The following is a 16,948-nucleotide window of genomic DNA, read 5'->3' as shown; positions in this document are numbered from 1 at the left end:
CTACGCGATCCCCGGGGCGAGCAGCAGCACGGTGGGCACCGCGAGGAGCAGGGCCGAGGCCGTGAGCACACCGGCGGTCGCGGTCCGGCCCAGCGGCGGGCGGGGCGTCAGGAGCCGGCTCAGCCGGGCGGCGACGTCCACGTCCTCGCCGTTGTCCATGGTCGCGGGTAGGGAGCCGCCGTGCGCACCCGGCGGCCGCTCGCCGTCGTCCGCGCTGCCGACGGCGACGAGCGCGATCGCCCGGACGAGGACGGCGTCGGGGGTCGAGCGGCGGGCGACGTCGTCCGCGAGCATCTCGACGAGCGAGTTCACGGCGGCGCGCGCGAGGCGGCTCGTGGGCAGCCAGGGGAGCGCGGCGCGCCACGCCTCGAAGGCCCACAGGAGCAGGTGGTGCCGCTGGGTGAGGTGGGCCCTCTCGTGGCGGACGACGGCGGCGAGCTCCTCGGGCGCGAGCGCCTCCATGAGCCCGTCGGAGAGCACCGTGACCGAGCGCGAGCCGCCGGGGAGGCAATAGGCCACCGGGGCGGGGTGGTTGATGACCCACGTCCTGTCGAGGGCGCCGGAGGGCGAGCTCAGGAGCGCGAGGAGCTCGCGGTGGCGACGCCGCTGGGTCACGATGCGCGCGTAGGTCAGCAGCAGCGTGAAGACGAGGTGGACGGTCAGGAGCGCCGCCGTGCAGAGCGCGAAGAGGTGCCAGAAGTGGAGCTCGCCGGGGCTCTCGTTGCCCAGGACGATCGTCGTGGCACGGCGCAGCGCGGCGAGGAGGTTGCCGCCGAGCGGCTCGAGCCCGTACACGAGCATCGCGCCGATCATGGACAGCCCGCCGGCGAGGGCGATGGACTGCCACAGGACCATGGCGGCGAAGGGGGAGCGGGCCGTCCAGCGGGCGCGCGACAGCGCCACCGGGACGGGCCATGCCAGGACCAGCGCCAGCAGGGCGAGGAGGTAGGCGGTCAGGAGCACGCGGGGCTCCCGGCGGCGAGCATCAGCCCCGGGCCAGGAGCCTGCGCAGCGTCGCGGCCTCGGCGTCGGAGACGGCGCCGATGAACCTCGCGAGGACTGCCTCGCGGTCCGGCGCAGTGCCGAGTGCCTCGTGCATGAGCGTGGCGGTGTGCTCCTCGCGGGTCGAGACGGCCCGGTAGCGGTGCGGGCGCGTGCCGCGCTCGCGCTCGACGAGGCCCTTCTTCTCGAGGCGCGAGAGCACGGTCAGGACGGTCGTCACGGCGAGGTCCTTGCCCGCGTGGTCAGGGCCCTCGTTCGAGGCGAGCCGATCGCGCAGATCGTTGGCAGTGGACGCCTCGGGCGCCGACCACAGCAGGTCCATCACCGAACGCTCCAGTTCACCCAGGCTTGCCATCGTCCCTCAGTCCTCACCCTCTTCTGCCGCCGCGCCACCCCTTGGCGCGCGGCGGGCGTCCATTGCGCCCACGATCCATTCTACGCGGGGTAGAACACTTCGGAACACACCGCGCGGGTTCCGTTCGCTGTGAGCTGGACGCAGACTGGTGCCGAGGCGGGGGTCCGTGTTCTACACTTTGTAGAACTCAAGATTTCTACGGGACGTAGAAGTCGACCTGCGAGGGGAGCATGCGTGGACGCTGTAGAGATTGCGCGCTGGCAGTTCGGCGTCACGACGGTCTACCACTTCATGATGGTGCCGCTCACGATCGGCCTCGGCCTCGTGGTGGCCATCATGCAGACCATGTGGCACCGCACGGGCAGGGCCGAATACCTCAGGATGACCAAGTTCTGGGGCAAGCTCTTCCTGATCAACTTCATCATGGGCGTGGCCACGGGCATCGTGCAGGAGTTCCAGTTCGGCATGGCCTGGAGCGAGTACAGCCGATTCGTCGGCGACGTCTTCGGGGCGCCGCTCGCGATGGAGGCCCTGCTCGCGTTCTTCGTCGAGTCCACGTTCCTCGGCCTCTGGATCTTCGGGTGGAAGCAGCTGCGGCCCGGCCTGCACCTCGCCGCCCTGTGGGCCGCAGTGCTCGGCTCGGTGGTCTCGGCGTACTTCATCATCGTCGCGAACAGCTGGATGCAGCACCCGGTCGGCGTCACCGTGGTCGATGGGCGGCCCGTCATGACGGACGCGTGGGCCGTGTTCACGAACAACACCGCCCTCGTGGCCTTCCCGCACACGCTCATGGGCGCGCTCGGCGTCGCTGGCGCGTTCCTGCTGGGGATCGCCTGGTACCACCTGTGGCAGCGCCGGCACGACGGCATCGATACGGTCGGCGAGGACGGGCGCGTCGTTGTCGGCGAGGCGCCCGACGTCCCCGGCCGCGACCGCACCGACCACACGGTCTGGCTGCGCTCTCTGCGGATCGGCGCCGTCGTCGCCATGATCTCCTTCGCCGGGACCGGCATCACGGGCGACCTCCAAGGCAAGCTCATGTTCGAGCAGCAGCCCATGAAGATGGCCGCCGCCGAGGCCGCCTGCCACGACGGCACAGGCTTCTCGGTGCTGTCCATCGGCAACGTCGGCGCGCGGGACTGCGACGACATCGTCGCCGTCATCGAGCTTCCCGGCCTGCTCTCCTTCCTCGCCAAGGGCGACTTCACGACCGAGGTCAAGGGCGTGAACAGCCTCCTCGACGAGTACCGCGGGCAGTACGGCGCGAGCCTCCCCGACAACCCGCGCTACGGCGAGCGCGCCGGAAGCGAGGTCCAGTACGTCCCCGTCATGGAGGTCACCTACTGGGGCTTCCGCATGATGATCGGTTTCGGCGGGCTCGCGGCCCTCGCCGCCGCCGTCGCCCTCTACGCGACGCGCCGGGGCACGGTGCCGAGGTCCCGCTGGCTCATGCGGCTCGCCGTCGTGGGCATCCTCGCCCCCTTCGGCGCGAACGCTGCGGGCTGGATCTTCACCGAGATGGGCCGCCAGCCCTTCGTCGTCGCACCGAACCCGGCGATGGCCGGCAGCGTCGACCAGGTGTTCATGTTCACCGCAGCCGCCGTCTCGCCCGGCGTATCTTCGGGGGAGATCCTCACCTCGCTCGTGGTCCTCACGGCCATCTACGCGGCCCTCATGGTCGTCGAGGTGCGCCTCCTGGTCACCTACGTCCGCGGCGGCGTCGCCTCGGCCATGCCCGGGCTCGCGCCCGCACAGCACAAGGACGACGACGATGCCTCCGGCGGCAAGCCCGCCGACGACGTCCTGGCCTTCGCCTACTAGGAGCCTGACTGTGGAATCCCTGCCCGAGACCCTCCCCGCCCTCCCGACCGTCTGGTTCTGGGCCGTCGCCGTGCTCTGGATCGGCTACCTCTTCCTCGAGGGGTTCGACCTCGGCGTCGGCATGCTCATGAAGCTCTTCGCGCGCGGCGAGCAGGAGCGCCGCGTGCTCCTGAACACGATCGGCCCCGTGTGGGACGGCAACGAGGTGTGGCTCCTCACCGCCGGCGGAGCGACCTTCGCCGCCTTCCCGCACTGGTACGCGTCCCTGTTCTCCGCCCTCTACCTGCCGCTGACCCTCACGCTCGTGGCCCTCATCTTCCGCGCGGTCGCCTTCGAGTACCGCGGCAAGATCCACAGCGACCGCTGGCGCGCCGGCTGGGACTGGGCGATCGCGCTCGGCTCGGGCGTCGCGGCCTTCTGCGTCGGCGCGATGCTCGCCCTCACGACGACCGGCCTTCCGCTCGACGCCAACGGCGACCGCGTGGGCGGGCCGTTCGCGTGGCTCAACGGCTACGCGGTCCTCGGCGGGCTCGCCGTGGTGGCCTTCGCCCTCGTGCACGGACTCGCCTTCATGGCGCTCAAGACCGACGGCGACATCCGCTCCCGCGCGCACGCGGCCTTCGTGCGCTGGCTCCCGGCCGGGGTCCTGCCGCTCGCCGCGTGGGCCGTCGCCGTGCAGCTCGGCACCGGCGCCTGGTACAGCTGGGCCCTCACCGCCGCCGCCGTGGTCGCGGCGGCCACGGCCTGGGCGCTCGGCCGGCGCGGCTCCGAGGGGCGGGCGTTCATCGCCGTCGCGCTGTTCCTCGTCGCGGGCGCCGCGGGCATCTTCACCGCGGTCTTCCCCGTGGTCCTGCCCTCCACGATCGACCCGGCGAACAGCCTCACGATCGCCAACGCGTCCTCGTCGGACTACACGCTCGGCCTCATGACGGTCGTCGCGCTCGTCGGGCTCCCGCTCGTGATCGCCTATCAGGCCTGGACATACTGGGTGTTCCGCCGCCGGCTGACCGTGGGCAGCATCCCGACCGCCCACTCGGTCGTCCCCGCGACCGTCCGCCGCCTCGTGACGGGCTCGCCGGCCGGCGGGAGCTAGCCCGTGCGGCCGGACATCCCGCTGGGCCCCACGACGCGGCGCGCGCTCGTCCTCCTCGGCGCGCTCGCCGTCGCGAAGGCCACGGGCCTCGCGCTCATGGCCCAGGGGGTGGCGTCCGGGCTGGCCGCTCTCGCCGCGGGAGGCGTCCAGGCGAGCGCCCTCGCGGACAGCACGCTCCTGGCCGCGGTCGGCGTCCTCGTCCGCGCCGCGGCACACTGGGGGACCGCCGCGACCGGCCGGTGGGCCGCCGTCGGCGTCAAGGAGGAGCTGCGCGCGCAGCTCCTCGAGGCCGGCCTCGCGACCGGGGCCGCGGGCCCGGGAGGAGCCGCGCACGACGGCGAGGCGCGGGTCGCGTCGTCGGCCGCGGCCACCGCGGTGCTCGCCGTCCGCGGGCTCGACGCCCTCGACGCGCTCTACACCCAGTACCTGCCCGCCGTCGTCCAGTGCGCCGCCGTGCCGGTCCTCGTCGGGGCCAGGATCCTCGGGGCGGACTGGGTGAGCGCGCTGGTCCTCGCCGCGACCCTCCCGCTCGTGCCGCTCTTCATGGTCCTCATCGGCCGGCACACGCTCGAGGCGGTGTCCGAGGCCCAGCAGTCGCTCCTGCGGCTCGGCTCGCACCTGGTCGAGCTGGCTCAGGGCCTGCCGGTGCTCGTCGGCCTGGGCCGCGCCGCCGAACAGCGCGCAGCGCTCGCGGGGCTGTCGCTCGCCTACAGGGACCGGACGATGTCGACCCTGCGGGTCGCGTTCCTCTCCGCGCTCGCGCTGGAGCTCGTCTCGACGATCTCCGTCGCGGTGGTCGCGGTGTTCATCGGCGTCCGGCTCGTGCACGGGGACATGCCGCTCGAAGCCGGCCTCCTGGCCCTCATCCTCGCGCCCGAATGCTTCCAGCCGCTGAGGGACCTCGGCTCGGCCCACCACTCGAGCGAGGACGGGGCGGAGGCTCTCCGCCGCGCGCGGACGCGCATCGGCGCCGCCCGCGGCACGGCCCTGGCCGGGCAGGGTCGGGGTGACGCTGGACCGGGCTTCGGCGCCGCCGGGTCGGGACTCGGCGCCGCGGCGCCGATGCGTGAGATCAGTGTCGAGGGCCTCGGCGTGCGCTACGCAGGGGCCTCCCGGGACGCCGTCGCGGACCTCACCTTCACCGCGCCCGCGGGCCGCGTGACCCTCCTCGCCGGTCCGAGCGGCTCGGGCAAGACGACCGTCCTCGCGGCGCTGGCCGGTCTCGTGCGGGACGGGGCCGGGGCCCGGGTCTCGGGGAGCGTCCGCGGCATTGCGGCGGACGGGATCGCGTGGGTCCCGCAGCATCCGCAGTTCACGGAGCCGAGGGCGGCGGGCGAGCTCGCCCTTTACGCCGGGCACGCCGGGGCGCATGACCCGGCGCTGGCGGGCCGGCTCCTCGCGCAACTGGGCCTCGGAGGGCTCGGCGATGCCGACCCGGCGGAGCTGAGCCCGGGGCAGCAGCGCAGGCTCGCCGTGGCCCGCGGCCTGGCCAGGGTCGCGGACGGCGCGGACACGGTCCTGCTCGACGAGCCGACGGCCCACCTCGACGCCGCCTCGGCCGCGCTCGTCGAGGATGCCGTCACCTCGCTGCGCGGCCGGGCGACTGTCCTTCTCGTCTCCCACGAAGGGCGCACGGCGGCGCTCGCGGACCATGTCGTCCGGCTTGAGACCGGCGGCGCCGGGCGGGAGACGGCGTCCGAACGGTTCCGGGCCGACGTCGCCGACCTCGTCGACGGCCGGCCGGCCGACCGGCAGGCACCGTCCGAGGCCGGGGCCTCGGACCTGGCCTGGCTGCGCGAGCTCGCCCGCCTCGTCCGGCCCGACGCCGGGAAGTACGTCCTCGCGGCGCTCGCGGGCCTCGGCGCGGCGGCGGCGGGCATCGCGCTGGCCTCCCTGTCCGGCTGGCTCATCGTGCGCGCGAGCGAGCAGCCGCCCATCCTCTACCTGCTCACCGCCATCACGGGCGTGCGGTTCTTCGGCATCGCGCGGGCCCTGCTGCGCTACCGGGAGCGGCTCGCCGTGCATTCGGCCGTCCTGTCAACACTGACGGTCCTGCGCGACCGGCTCTGGGGCATCCTCTCGGCGCGGGGGCTCTCCGCCCGCCGCCTCCTCGTGCCCGGGGCGGCGCTCGAGTCTCTCGTCGGCGACACCGAGGCCGTCAAGGACCAGCTCCCGCGGGTCGTGCACCCCATCGCCGCGGCCGTCCTCGTCGGGCTGGGCTCCCTCGTCGCCGTCGGGCTCCTGCTCCCGGCACAGGTTCCCCTCCTCGCCGCCGCGCTCGCGGTGGCCCTCCTCGCCGCGCCCGCCGTGGCCCTCGCGGCCGACCGGCGCGCCGCGCGCCGGCTCCAGGCGGGCCGGTCCCGGCTCCTCGCGCGCGTCGGCCAGGCGCTCTCCGCCGCGGCGGACCTTGCGGCCAACGCCCGAGCGGGCGCCGTGCTGTCCGGGCTCCGGGCCGAGGACGGCAGGCTCACGCGCCTCGAACGGCGGGGGGCCTCCGCCGAGGGCCTCGCCCAGGCCCTCGTCATCGCCGCCACCGCCACCGCGGCCGGGCTCACGCTCGTCACGGCCGGCGCCGCCGGGGTCCCGGGAACGACGGCGGCGGCCGTCCTCCTCCTGCAGTTGGCCCTCGCCGAGCCGCTCGCCGCCGCGAGCACGGCCGTCCAGCAGCTGCCGGCCCTCCGCTCGGCCCTGACGAGGGTCGCGGCCGAGGAGGCGGGCCGCCGTGGCGACGCCGGAGCGCAGACAGCGCGGTGGGGGCAGGCCGCGGCCGCGCCTGCCCCGACAGCCGCGGCGGGAGCGGTGGCCGCCGAAGAGGGGGCCGCGGCGCCCGGCGTCCGGCTGCGCGGCGTCAGCGTGGGCTGGGCCGATGGCCCGGATGTCGTCGCGGGCCTGGACCTCGAGGCCGGCCCGGGGGACTGGGTCGTGCTGGCGGGCCCCTCGGGCAGCGGCAAGTCGACAATGCTGGCGCTCCTGACAGGCTTCCTGCCCCCGCGCGCGGGGACCGTCGAGGTGGGAGGGCCCGTCGCGTGGTGCCCCCAGGAGTCGCACCTGTTCGACTCAACGGTGCGCGGCAACCTCGCCGTCGCACGGGAGCGCGACGGCGCGCCGTCGGACGCCGAGTTCGAGGACGTCCTGGCCCGCGTCGGCCTCCTCGAACACGTCCGCTCGCTGCCGGGGGGCCTCGACGCGCGCATCGGCAGCCGCGGATCGTTCCTCTCCGGCGGCCAGCGCCAGCGGCTCGCGGTGGCCCGCACCCTGCTGGCGGGGGCTCGGGTCGTGCTCCTCGACGAGCCGACGGCCCACCTCGACCCGGGGTCCGGCCTCGAGCTCGTCGACGCCCTGCACCGCGCCCTGGCTGACCGGACGGTCGTCATGATCACGCACCACGCCACGGAGCTCATGCCGGGGGACCGGCTCGTGCGGCTCGGCTGGCCCGCAGCGTCGGCGGCGGACGACGGCGCCCGGCCGGCCCAGCTCGTCGGCTGAACAGCCGGGGCCTGCGTGAGGGCGCCCGGGCCCCTATGGCGTCCCGGCAGCCGGCTGGAACAGCTCGACGACGTTCCCGGACGGATCGACGAGCAGGATCTGCTGGCCCCCGGGGCCGGAGACGATCTCGTTCCGGAACGTGACCCCCGAACCCTTCAGCCGCCGCACCTCGGCGGCGATGTCGTCGACAATGAGGTGGATCCGGTTCCAGCCGCCCGGGGCAGGCTCCTCGCCGTCGGGCATCGGGCGCGCGGCCGAGCTCGTCGGGCCGCTCAACAGGAGCCGCAGCGGGCCCCGGACCACGTCCGCGAACGCCGGGGCGAAGTTCCGCCGCACCGTGAACCCGAGGTGCTCGGTGTAGAAGCCGATGGCCGCCTCGACGTCGTCGACCAGGTAGCGGACGCTCACGAAGTCCCTGTCGTCTGCCATGTCACTGCCTCCCCTGTCTCGGGCTTTGGTCCATGTCCCGTCCCACGGCGTCAGCCGCGGACGTCGTGCAGGTGGTGCTCGACGTCGTGCAGGAAGTACCGGGTGAGCGTCACCACGGTGAACTCGCTGCCGTTGCTGCGCAGGCCGCGCCGGCCGTGCGCCTCCTCGGGGACGGCCGCGAAGGCGTCCCGTGTCGCGGCGCCCTGCTTGGCGAGCTCGGCGCGCACCGCCTCCGGATCCGCGGCAGCGTAGTCCTTCTCGCGGGCCGTCGCGTCCTGGTCCCAGTCGGCGAACCGGGCGCGGTCCTCGGCGAGCATGAGCCCGAGGCGGTGGCGGAAGAGCTCGCACACGTCCCGGACGTGGAAGCCGTACTCGAGCGGCGACCACGTCGACTCGTCCGGGCGCTCGCGCACGTCGTCCCTCCGCAGCACGGCGTCCCAGCGGGGCAGCGCCTCGCCGAGGCGGCGGGCGACGTCCGCCGGCGTGAGGCCGTCGGCCTCGAAGCCGCACTCGGGGCAGGGCCGGTCGAGGACCCATGTCCAGTCCTTGGTGTCAGGCGTGATCGCCATGCCCGCAGTCTAGGCCGGGACGGCGGCGGGCGTCTGTTCCCGGAAGGCCGGAAGGGCTGCGAGATATGTACCCGAAAGGACTGAAGGGCGTCGAGATACGTACCCGACACGGGGGGTCAGGGGAAGGACGGGCCGATCTCCTCGACCGCCTGGGCCAGGGGTACGCCCGAGCCGTCCCGGCGGCCGTGCTCGGTCGGGAGGGACCGGGCCACCCCGGCCCGCGAGGACGCCTTGGCCGGGCCGCGGCCCACCCACGCAAGCGTGAGCCGGTCCTCGCCCTTGAGGAAGCGGTGCGAACGGACGCCGCCGGTCGCGCGCCCCTTCGCCGGGTACTCGGAGAGCGGGGTGACCTTGACCGTGCCCGGTGACGTGCCCGGGAGCGCCGAGGCGCTGCCAGCGATCGTGACGACGACGGCGGAGCCCGCGTCCCCGGAGCCGGCCGGCTCGCCGTCGTCGGCCAGCGCCGCGCCCGCGTCGCCCGCCGCGACCACGCCGAAGAACACCGCCGAGTCGCCCTCGGCGAGCTTGATCCCGGCCATGCCGCCCGCGGCGCGGCCCTGCGGGCGCACGGCCGAGGCGGCGTAGCGCAGGAGCTGCGCCTGGGCCGAAACGAAGACGAGCGTGTCCTCGTCCGCGGCCGGGCCCGCGCCGATGACGGCGTCCCCGGCCTTGAGCGAGATGGCCTCCCAGTCCTCACGGTTGAGCGGGTAGTCCGGGCTCACCCGCTTGACGATGCCCTGCGCCGTCCCGAGCGCGACGACGGTGTCGAGCGGCACGAGGGCCACGAGCTCCTCGCCCTTGGCCAGCTGGACGAAGTCGGCCGCGGCCACGCCCGCGGCCATGTTCGGCAGGCCAGCCGAGGGCTCGAGCACCGGCAGGTCCACGGTCTGGAGCCGCAGCATGCGCCCCGCCGTGGTCAGCGCGCCGAGCTCGCCGCGCGCTGTCGTGCGCACGACCGAACGGTACACGTCGTGCTTCGAGCGCGGGCCGGCCTCGGCCAGCGGCTCGCCGGTCTGCGTCCGGGCGACGAGGCCGGACGCGGTGAGGATCGCCCAGCACGGGTCGTCGGCGATCTCGAGCTGCAGGGCCGGCGCCTTGGCCGAGGCCTTTCCCGCCACCGCACCTGCCGCAGCGCCCGCCGCGGCGGCCAGGGCCTTCGAGGACGTCGGGGCGACGTCCTCGGACTCGAGCAGGACGGTGCGGCGCGGCGTGCTGTGCTTCGCCGCGACGTCGCCCAGCTCGCGGGAGACGAGCTCGCGCAGGAGCGTGTCCGAGCCGAGGATGGCCTCGAGCTCGGCGATCTCGCGCCGCAGCTCGTCCTGCTCCTTCTCGAGCTCGATCCGCGAGTACTTGGTCAGCTGGCGCAGGCGCAGCTCGAGGATGTAGTTGGCCTGCACCTCGCTCAGGTCGTAGATCGACATGAGCCGCTCGCGCGCGGCGGCGGCCTCGTCCGAGGTCCGGATGATCTGGATGACCTCGTCGATGTCCATGATGGCCACGAGGAGGCCCTCGACGAGGTGCAGCCGGTCCTTGCGCTTGCCGAGCCGGAAGGCCGTGCGGCGGCGCACGACGTCGAGCCGGTGGTCCACGTAGACGCGCAGGAGGTCGAGCAGGCCCAGCGTCTGGGGCTGCCCGTCGACGAGCGTGACGTTGTTGATGCCGAACGAGTCCTCGAGCGGCGTGTAGCGGTAGAGCTGGGCGAGGACGGCGTGCGGGTTGAAGCCGTTCTTGACCTCGATCACGAGCCGCAGGCCGTGCTTGCGGTCCGTGAGGTCGGTGACGGCACTGATGCCCGTGAGCTTCTTGGACCCGACGGCGTCCTTGACCTTCTCAATGACCTTCTCCGGGCCCACCATGTAGGGCAGCTCGGTCACGACGAGGCCGGTCCGGCGCGCGGAGAGCTGCTCGACGGCGACCTTCGCGCGGGTCTTGAAGGAGCCACGGCCCGTCCGGTAGGCGTCCCGGATGCCGTCGAGGCCCACGATCCGCCCGCCCGAGGGCAGGTCGGGGCCGGGGACGAGCTCCATGACCTCCTCGAGCGTCGCGTCGGGGCGGGCGACGACGAGCTGGGCCGCCGCGATGACCTCGCCGAGGTTGTGGGGGGCCATGTTGGTGGCCATGCCGACCGCGATACCTGTCGTGCCGTTGACGAGCAGATTCGGGAACGCGGCCGGGAGCACCTCGGGCTGCGTGAGCTGGTTGTCGTAGTTGGGGACGAAGTCGACGACGTCCTCGTCGAGGTCGCCCGTGAGCTCGAGCGAGGCGGCCGCCATGCGGGCCTCGGTGTAGCGCGGCGCCGCGGGGCCGTCGTCGAGCGAGCCGAAGTTGCCGTGGCCGTCGATGAGCGGCAGGCGCAGGGAGAAGTCCTGGGCCATGCGCACCATCGCGTCGTAGATCGCGGCGTCGCCGTGCGGGTGCAGCTTGCCCATGACCTCGCCCACGACGCGGGCGCTCTTGACGTGGCCGCGGTCCGGGCGCAGGCCCATCTCGCTCATCATGTAGAGGATGCGGCGCTGCACGGGCTTAAGTCCGTCCCGGGCGTCGGGGAGCGCGCGGGAGTAGATGACCGAGTAGGCGTACTCGAGGAAGGAGGACTCCATCTCCTCGGCCACGTCGATGTCGGTGATGTTCTCCGCGAAGTCGTCCGTTCCGGGGAGAGTGTCCGCTCCCGAGGAGCGGGGGTTCTGTCGACGTGCCAAGACTGCCTGGATCCTTACCTCTGGGTCGAGCCTCTTCTCGTCAGAGGCCTGATCTAGGCTAACCCTATGGTGGAACCGAGCACGGCCGGCGCACATCAGGCCAGCGCACATCCGGCCAGCGCATATCCACGGCATTGGGAGGCCGACGTCGTCCTCCGCGACGGCGGCACCGCGCACCTGCGGCCCATCCGCCCCGAGGACGCCCCCGCGCTCGAGGCCTTCCACAGCCAGCAGTCCGAGGGCTCGATCTACCTGCGCTTCTTCAGCTACAGGGCCCGGCTCACGGGCGCCGAGCTCACGCACTTCACCACCGTCGACCACCGCGACCGGGTCGCCCTCGTCATCACGGTCGGGGACGAGATCATCGGCATCGGCCGCTACGACAGGCTCAGCGACCCCGACGAGGCCGAGGTCGCGTTCAACATCTCGGACCGGCACCACGGCCGCGGGCTCGGCTCGATCCTCCTCGAGCACCTCGCCGCCGCCGCGCGGGAGAACCACATCCGCCGCTTCACGGCCGAGGTCCTGCCCGAGAACCGCAAGATGCTCGCGGTGTTCGCCGAGGCCGGCTACGCCGTCGACCGGCACTTCGACGACGGCATCGTGAGCGTCGAGTTCGAGATCGACCCGACCGAGAAGTCGCGCGCCGTCATGGAGTCCCGCGAGCACCGCGCCGAGGCGCGCAGCGTGCTCGGGCTTCTCGCGCCGTCGTCCGTCGCCGTCATCGGCGCGAGCCGCACGTGGGGCGCGCTCGGCCAGCAGCTCCTCGAGCACGTCGTCGAGGGGGGCTTCGACGGGCGCGTCTACGGGATCAACCCCGAGGCCTTCGAGCTCGGCGGCATGATGGCCTACGCCCGCATCGGGGACGTTCCCGAGCCCGTGGACCTCGCCCTCGTCGCCGTGCCGTACGAGGAGGTGCCCGGCGTCGTCGCGGAATGCGCCGCGGCGGGTATCCACGGCGTCCTCATCGCCTCCGCGGGCTTCGCCGAGCGCGGCGAGGACGGCCTCGCTGCCCAGCGTGAGATCGTGCGGCACGCCCGCGCGCACGGCATGCGGGTCGTCGGCCCCGGCTCCCTCGGCATCGCCAACACGGACCCCGATGTGCGCCTCAACGCGTCCCCTGCGCCCCGGCTCCCGCGCCAGGGTGGCCTCGGGCTCTTCAGCCAGTCGGCGTCGATCGGCGTCGCGCTCTACGCCGCCGCCGAGCGCAGGCACCTCGGCTTCTCGACCATTGTCTCGGCGGGCAACCGCGCCGACGTGTCCGGCAACGACGTCATGCAGTACTGGGAGGACGACGTCGCGACGGGCGCCGTCGCGCTCTACCTCGAGTCCTTCGGCAACCCCCGCAAGTTCTCCCGGATCGCCCGGCGGCTCGCCCGGTCCAAGCCGGTCATCGTGGCCAAGGGCGAGGGCCTCGGCCTGCGCCTTCCCCCGGGCCACTCGGGCCGCACGACCCAGGCCCCCGCGGGCGCCCTCGACGCGATGCTGCGCCAGGCCGGCGCGATCCGCGTCGCGACCGTCGAGGAGCTCGTCGACGTCGCCCAGATCGTCGCGGGGCCGCTCCCCGCGGGCCCGGGGGTCGCCATCGCGAGCAACTCGCCCGCGCTCGCGCGCGTCGCCGCCGACGCCGCCGAGACGCTCGGGCTCGCCGTCGCCGCGACCGAGCACGTGGACCTCTCGGGGGGCCAGTCGGTCGCCCTCGGCACCCTCCGCGACCGCGTCCGCGAGCTTGCGGGCCGCGAGGGCGTCCACGCCGTCGTCGTCCCCGTGCTGCCGGTGCAGGGACTCAGGGTCGAGGCCGTCGCAGCCGTGCTCGCCGACCTGGCCCAGGCCACGGGCCGGACCGTCGTGGCCATCTTCCCCGGAGTCCTCGACCGGCGCGTCCAGACCGAGGGGCTCCTGCCCGAGGCCGGCGTCGACGCCCAGGGCGCGACCGTGCCCAGCTACGCGAGCGCCGGGGCGGCCGTCGCGGCGCTCGCCGCCGTCGTCCGCTACAGCGAGTGGCTCGCCCAGGAGCAGGGCGCGCCGTTCGAGGCCGCGCACGACGGCGACACCGCCGAGGCGCTCATCGAGGCGCACCTCGCGCGGGTGGCCGGCACCGAGCTCACGCAGCTTGACGCCGGGGCCGCCGCCGAGCTCCTGTCCTGCTACGGGATCTCCGTGCTGCCCTCGCGGCGCATCGCGACGGCGGACGAGGCCGTCGCCGCCGCAGACGAGCTCGGCTGGCCCGTCGCGGTCAAGTCGGCCAGCGCCAACCTGCGGCACCGGCTCGACCTCGGGGCCGTGCGGCTCGACGTCCCGGACGCGGCGTCCCTGCGCGCCGCCGTGGAGCACATGGGCCACTCGCTCACCCCGTACGGCAGCGCCCCCTTCGAGGTGCAGAGCATGGCACCCGTGGGCCAGGCATGCGTCGTGCGCGCGATCGAGGACCCGCTGCTCGGGCCCGTGCTGTCCTTCGGCCTCGCGGGCGACGCCGTCGACCTCCTCGACGACTGGGCGCACCGCATCACGCCCCTCACGACCGGGGACGTGCGCGAGATCGTCCGCTCGCCCCGGACGGCGGTCAAGCTCTTCGGCCACGGGGGCATGCCGGCCCTCGACGTCGCGGCCCTCGAAGACCTCGTGGGGCGGGTCTCGCTGCTCAAGGACCGGCACCCCGAGGTCGCGCTGCTCGAGCTGCGGCCCGTCGTCGTCAGCGGCGAGGGGCTCACGGTACTCGCCGCCGACGTCCGGATCGGCAACGCGGCGCGGCGCACCGACAGCGCCCGCCGCGCAATGCTCACCCAGTAGGGCACAGCGGCGCTCATCCGCCAGCGCGCGCCGCTGCCCGCCGGTCACGTCCCGCAGCCGCTTTGGGGCGCCCGCTGGCCATCTGGGAGAATGTGGCCCATGACCCACAATGCGCCAGAGGACCACGGCCGCCAGACCCGCCGGTCCTCGGGGGAATCCCTCACGGCCGCGCTCGAGCGGACGGGGTTCTACCCCCGGCTCGTGGGCGACGTCGTCGAGGACGCCCTCGACGGACGTGCACCCCTCGCGCAGCTGACCCACCTCGAGACGCACTTCGAGCGCTCCGAGGTCCGCCGCCACGTCACCGTCCTCGTCCTGACCGAGGACATGCTCGTCGTCACCCACGTGGACGAGACACCCCTTGACGACACGGGCCACCGGGTGTCGGCGCAGGTCTCGACCGAGTCCGTCCCGGTGTCCCAGATCGCGACGGTCGTGCTCAGCTACGTCTACAGCGAGCCCGCCGAGTACACGCCCGAGGACCCGGTGCGCGAGGTGACCCTCGCGATCGCGTGGAGCGGGGGCCAGCGCCTCGACATCGTCCCCGCCGGCTGCGGCGACCCGCAGTGCGAGGCCGACCACGGCTACACGGGCACGATGGCCCAGGAGGACCTCGTGCTGCGCATCAGCGCCGAGGCCGACGGCCCGCGCGCCGTCCAAGACGCGAAGCACTTCGCGCGCCTCCTGCGTGCCGTGAACACCGGCTCGGCCCCGGCCTCGGGGGCCGGCGCGGCGGGCGGCCCGCAGCGCCCGCGCCTCGCGTTCGCCGGGCGGAGCCTGCGCGGCCACGGGGGTCGCCAGTGACGGCCGCGCCCACCGGCCAGCCCCTCCCGCCGCCGCCCGCGTTCGGCTCGCGCTCCCTCGCCGACGTCCTGCCCAGCTGCGCCGCGGCGCTCGGGGCACCCGGCTTCCAGAACGTGCTCGGCCTGCCGGAGGTGCCGCGCATCTGCCTCGTCATGGTCGACGGCCTCGGGCGGAGCCTCCTGACGAGCCGCGCCGCCCACACGCCGTTCCTGCGCGAGCGGATGCAGGCGGGGCAGGGGGCGATCCCCGACGTGCTCGATGCGTCCTTCCCGAGCACGACGGCGGCCTCGCTCGCGAGCCTCGGCACGGGCGTCCCGCCAGGCCAGCACGGGATGGTCGGCTATGACGTGTACTCCCCGACACTCGGCCGGGTCGTGAACCAGCTCAACGGCTGGGACCCTGACGTGGACCCGCTGGCGTGGCAGCCCTTCCCGACGGTTTTCGAGCGGCTCGAGGGCCACGCCCACGTCGCGACGGTGAGCCTCCCGCAGTTCGAGGGCTCTCCCATGACGCGCGCGGCCCTGCGCGGCGGGGAGTTCATCGGCGCCACGACGCTGCACGCGCGAACGACGGCGGCGGCCGCGGCGATGGCCGCCCATCCGCGCATGATCGCGTACTTCTACCTCAACGAGGTGGACAAGGCCGGGCACGACTACGGCTGCGACTCGCCCGAATGGGAGGCCGCGCTCGAGGAGGTCGACGCGTGCGTGCGCCGGCTCGGGTCGCAGCTGCCCGCGGGGACCCTCGTGCTCGTCGTGGGCGACCACGGGATGGTGGACATCCCGCCGGCCCGGCGCATCGACTTCGGTGCCGAGCCCGAGCTCACGCAGGGCATCCGCCACACGGCGGGGGAGCCGCGCATGGTGCACCTGCACCTCGAGGACGGCGCGGACGACGACGCGCGGTCGGCGGTCATGGACCGCTGGCGAGCGCGCTTCGGCGGGCAGGCGTGGATCATGACGCGAGATGAGGCGATCGGCCACGGGCTCTTCGGTCCCGTCGCCGAGCAGGTCCGCGAGCGCATCGGGGACATCCTCGTCGCGGCGCACGGCGACCTCGCCCTCTTCGACGGACGCCGCGCCCGGCCCACGGCCTTCAGCATGGTGGGCCAGCACGGCTCGTGGACCAAGGCGGAGCGGCTCGTGCCGCTCGTGGCCTTCCGGGCCGGCGGACCCATGCAGCCCAAGAGGCGCCGACGTGGCTGAGCTCGCCTTCTTCACCGGCACGATGGACAGCGGCAAGTCGACCCTCGCCCTCCAGATGGACTACAACCATCGGGCCGGCGGCCGCCGGGGTCTCCTCTTCACGCGGCACGACCGCTCCGGCGAGGCCGCCATCACGAGCCGGCTGGGGCTGCGCACGCCCGCGATCGAGGTCACCGGCACTACGAGCTTCTGGGACGAGGTGGTCACGCGGCGCACCCACGCGGCCGAGGTGGACTACCTCATCTGCGACGAGGCGCAGTTCTACCTCGCAGCGCAGGTCGAGGAGCTCGCCCGCGTGGTCGACGAGCTCGACGCCGACGTGTATGCCTTCGGCATTTCGACCGACTTCCGGGGCCGCCTCTTCGAGGGCTCGCGCCGGCTCGTCGAGCTCGCCGACCGCGTCGAGGTGCTCCAGGTGGAGACCCTGTGCTGGTGCGGCCGCCGGGCCACGCACAACGCCCGCACAGTCGGCGGGCGGATGGTCCTCGAGGGCGACCAGGTCCTTGTCGCGGACATCGCGGCACCTCACGAGCACCGCCACGAGGGCCAGGTGCCGGCCGAGGTGGGGTATGAGACCCTGTGCCGGCGGCACTACATGGCGGGGCAGACCGCGGCCCACGTGCGCATCCTGCACGAGGGGGACCAGCTCCTTCCCTTCGGCGACTAGGGCCAGCCGGAGGGCGTTGGCGCGGGCC

Annotated in this window: 12 protein-coding genes; 7 read left to right on the top strand and 5 right to left on the bottom strand. The window is 74.0% G+C overall.

Annotated features, from left to right (window positions below; all coding sequences use genetic code 11):
* Both BV907_RS05055 and BV907_RS05050 read right to left on the bottom strand, forming a co-directional pair.
* Entirely contained in the window at positions 1–963 is a 963-nt protein-coding gene (locus BV907_RS05055) for a M56 family metallopeptidase (RefSeq protein ID WP_139346603.1), read from the bottom strand.
* A 22-nt stretch (positions 964–985) separates the two neighbouring features.
* A complete protein-coding gene (locus BV907_RS05050; protein ID WP_077488621.1) occupies positions 986–1,357 on the bottom strand; it encodes a BlaI/MecI/CopY family transcriptional regulator in 372 nt (123 codons plus the stop codon).
* A gap of 234 nt (positions 1,358–1,591) precedes the next feature.
* Between BV907_RS05050 and BV907_RS05045 the strand changes: the two genes are divergently transcribed.
* From BV907_RS05045 to cydC, 3 genes are read left to right on the top strand one after another with little or no spacing between them, the layout of a single operon-like run.
* On the top strand, positions 1,592–3,178 hold the full coding sequence (locus BV907_RS05045) for a cytochrome ubiquinol oxidase subunit I (protein WP_077488620.1): 1,587 nt from the start codon (positions 1,592–1,594) through the stop codon (positions 3,176–3,178).
* A 10-nt stretch (positions 3,179–3,188) separates the two neighbouring features.
* A complete protein-coding gene (cydB, locus tag BV907_RS05040; RefSeq protein WP_245827802.1) occupies positions 3,189–4,271 on the top strand; it encodes a cytochrome d ubiquinol oxidase subunit II in 1,083 nt (360 codons plus the stop codon).
* A 3-nt stretch (positions 4,272–4,274) separates the two neighbouring features.
* Positions 4,275–7,757 (top strand): thiol reductant ABC exporter subunit CydC, encoded by a 3,483-nt coding sequence (gene cydC, locus BV907_RS05035; RefSeq protein WP_077488618.1) that lies wholly within the window; start codon positions 4,275–4,277, stop codon positions 7,755–7,757.
* Positions 7,758–7,790: 33 nt separating this feature from the next.
* Here cydC and BV907_RS05030 read toward each other — a convergent pair whose 3' ends face one another.
* From BV907_RS05030 to BV907_RS05020, 3 genes are all read right to left on the bottom strand, one after another.
* Entirely contained in the window at positions 7,791–8,186 is a 396-nt protein-coding gene (locus tag BV907_RS05030; RefSeq protein ID WP_077488617.1) for a VOC family protein, read from the bottom strand.
* Between the two features lie 50 nt (positions 8,187–8,236).
* Positions 8,237–8,755 (bottom strand): DinB family protein, encoded by a 519-nt coding sequence (locus tag BV907_RS05025; protein ID WP_077488616.1) that lies wholly within the window; start codon positions 8,753–8,755, stop codon positions 8,237–8,239.
* A gap of 116 nt (positions 8,756–8,871) precedes the next feature.
* The gene (locus BV907_RS05020) at positions 8,872–11,454 is read right to left on the bottom strand and encodes a DNA gyrase/topoisomerase IV subunit A (RefSeq protein WP_245827801.1); all 2,583 of its coding nucleotides are present in this window, start codon (positions 11,452–11,454) and stop codon (positions 8,872–8,874) included.
* A 66-nt stretch (positions 11,455–11,520) separates the two neighbouring features.
* On the opposite strand from BV907_RS05020, the gene BV907_RS05015 reads away from it, so the two are divergent.
* The 4 genes from BV907_RS05015 (at position 11,521) to BV907_RS05000 (ending at position 16,920) form a co-directional block, all read left to right on the top strand.
* Positions 11,521–14,244, top strand: a complete 2,724-nt coding sequence (locus BV907_RS05015; protein WP_077488614.1) for a bifunctional acetate--CoA ligase family protein/GNAT family N-acetyltransferase — start codon at positions 11,521–11,523, stop codon at positions 14,242–14,244.
* Positions 14,245–14,343: 99 nt separating this feature from the next.
* On the top strand, positions 14,344–15,048 hold the full coding sequence (locus tag BV907_RS05010) for a DUF5998 family protein (RefSeq protein ID WP_139346602.1): 705 nt from the start codon (positions 14,344–14,346) through the stop codon (positions 15,046–15,048).
* Entirely contained in the window at positions 15,045–16,253 is a 1,209-nt protein-coding gene (locus BV907_RS05005; protein ID WP_077488612.1) for an alkaline phosphatase family protein, read from the top strand. The genes BV907_RS05010 and BV907_RS05005 overlap by 4 nt, the downstream gene beginning before the upstream one ends.
* The gene (locus tag BV907_RS05000; protein ID WP_077488611.1) at positions 16,246–16,920 is read left to right on the top strand and encodes a thymidine kinase; all 675 of its coding nucleotides are present in this window, start codon (positions 16,246–16,248) and stop codon (positions 16,918–16,920) included. Before BV907_RS05005 ends, BV907_RS05000 begins: the two co-directional genes overlap by 8 nt.
* Positions 16,921–16,948 lie beyond the last annotated feature (28 nt).

It is taken from the genome of Sinomonas mesophila, assembly GCF_001999765.1.
Classification (GTDB): domain Bacteria; phylum Actinomycetota; class Actinomycetes; order Actinomycetales; family Micrococcaceae; genus Sinomonas; species Sinomonas mesophila.
This window is presented reverse-complemented; position numbering and strand designations above follow the sequence as displayed.

Bases quoted from the DNA above. Each gene is read 5' to 3' on its own strand.
- BV907_RS05030 (WP_077488617.1), bottom strand. From the start codon at position 8,186: ATGGCAGACGACAGGGACTTCGTGAGCGTCCGCTACCTGGTCGACGAC.
- BV907_RS05050 (WP_077488621.1), bottom strand. From the start codon at position 1,357: ATGGCAAGCCTGGGTGAACTGGAGCGTTCGGTGATGGACCTGCTGTGG.
- BV907_RS05025 (WP_077488616.1), bottom strand. From the start codon at position 8,755: ATGGCGATCACGCCTGACACCAAGGACTGGACATGGGTCCTCGACCGG.
- BV907_RS05010 (WP_139346602.1), top strand. From the start codon at position 14,344: ATGACCCACAATGCGCCAGAGGACCACGGCCGCCAGACCCGCCGGTCC.
- BV907_RS05015 (WP_077488614.1), top strand. From the start codon at position 11,521: ATGGTGGAACCGAGCACGGCCGGCGCACATCAGGCCAGCGCACATCCG.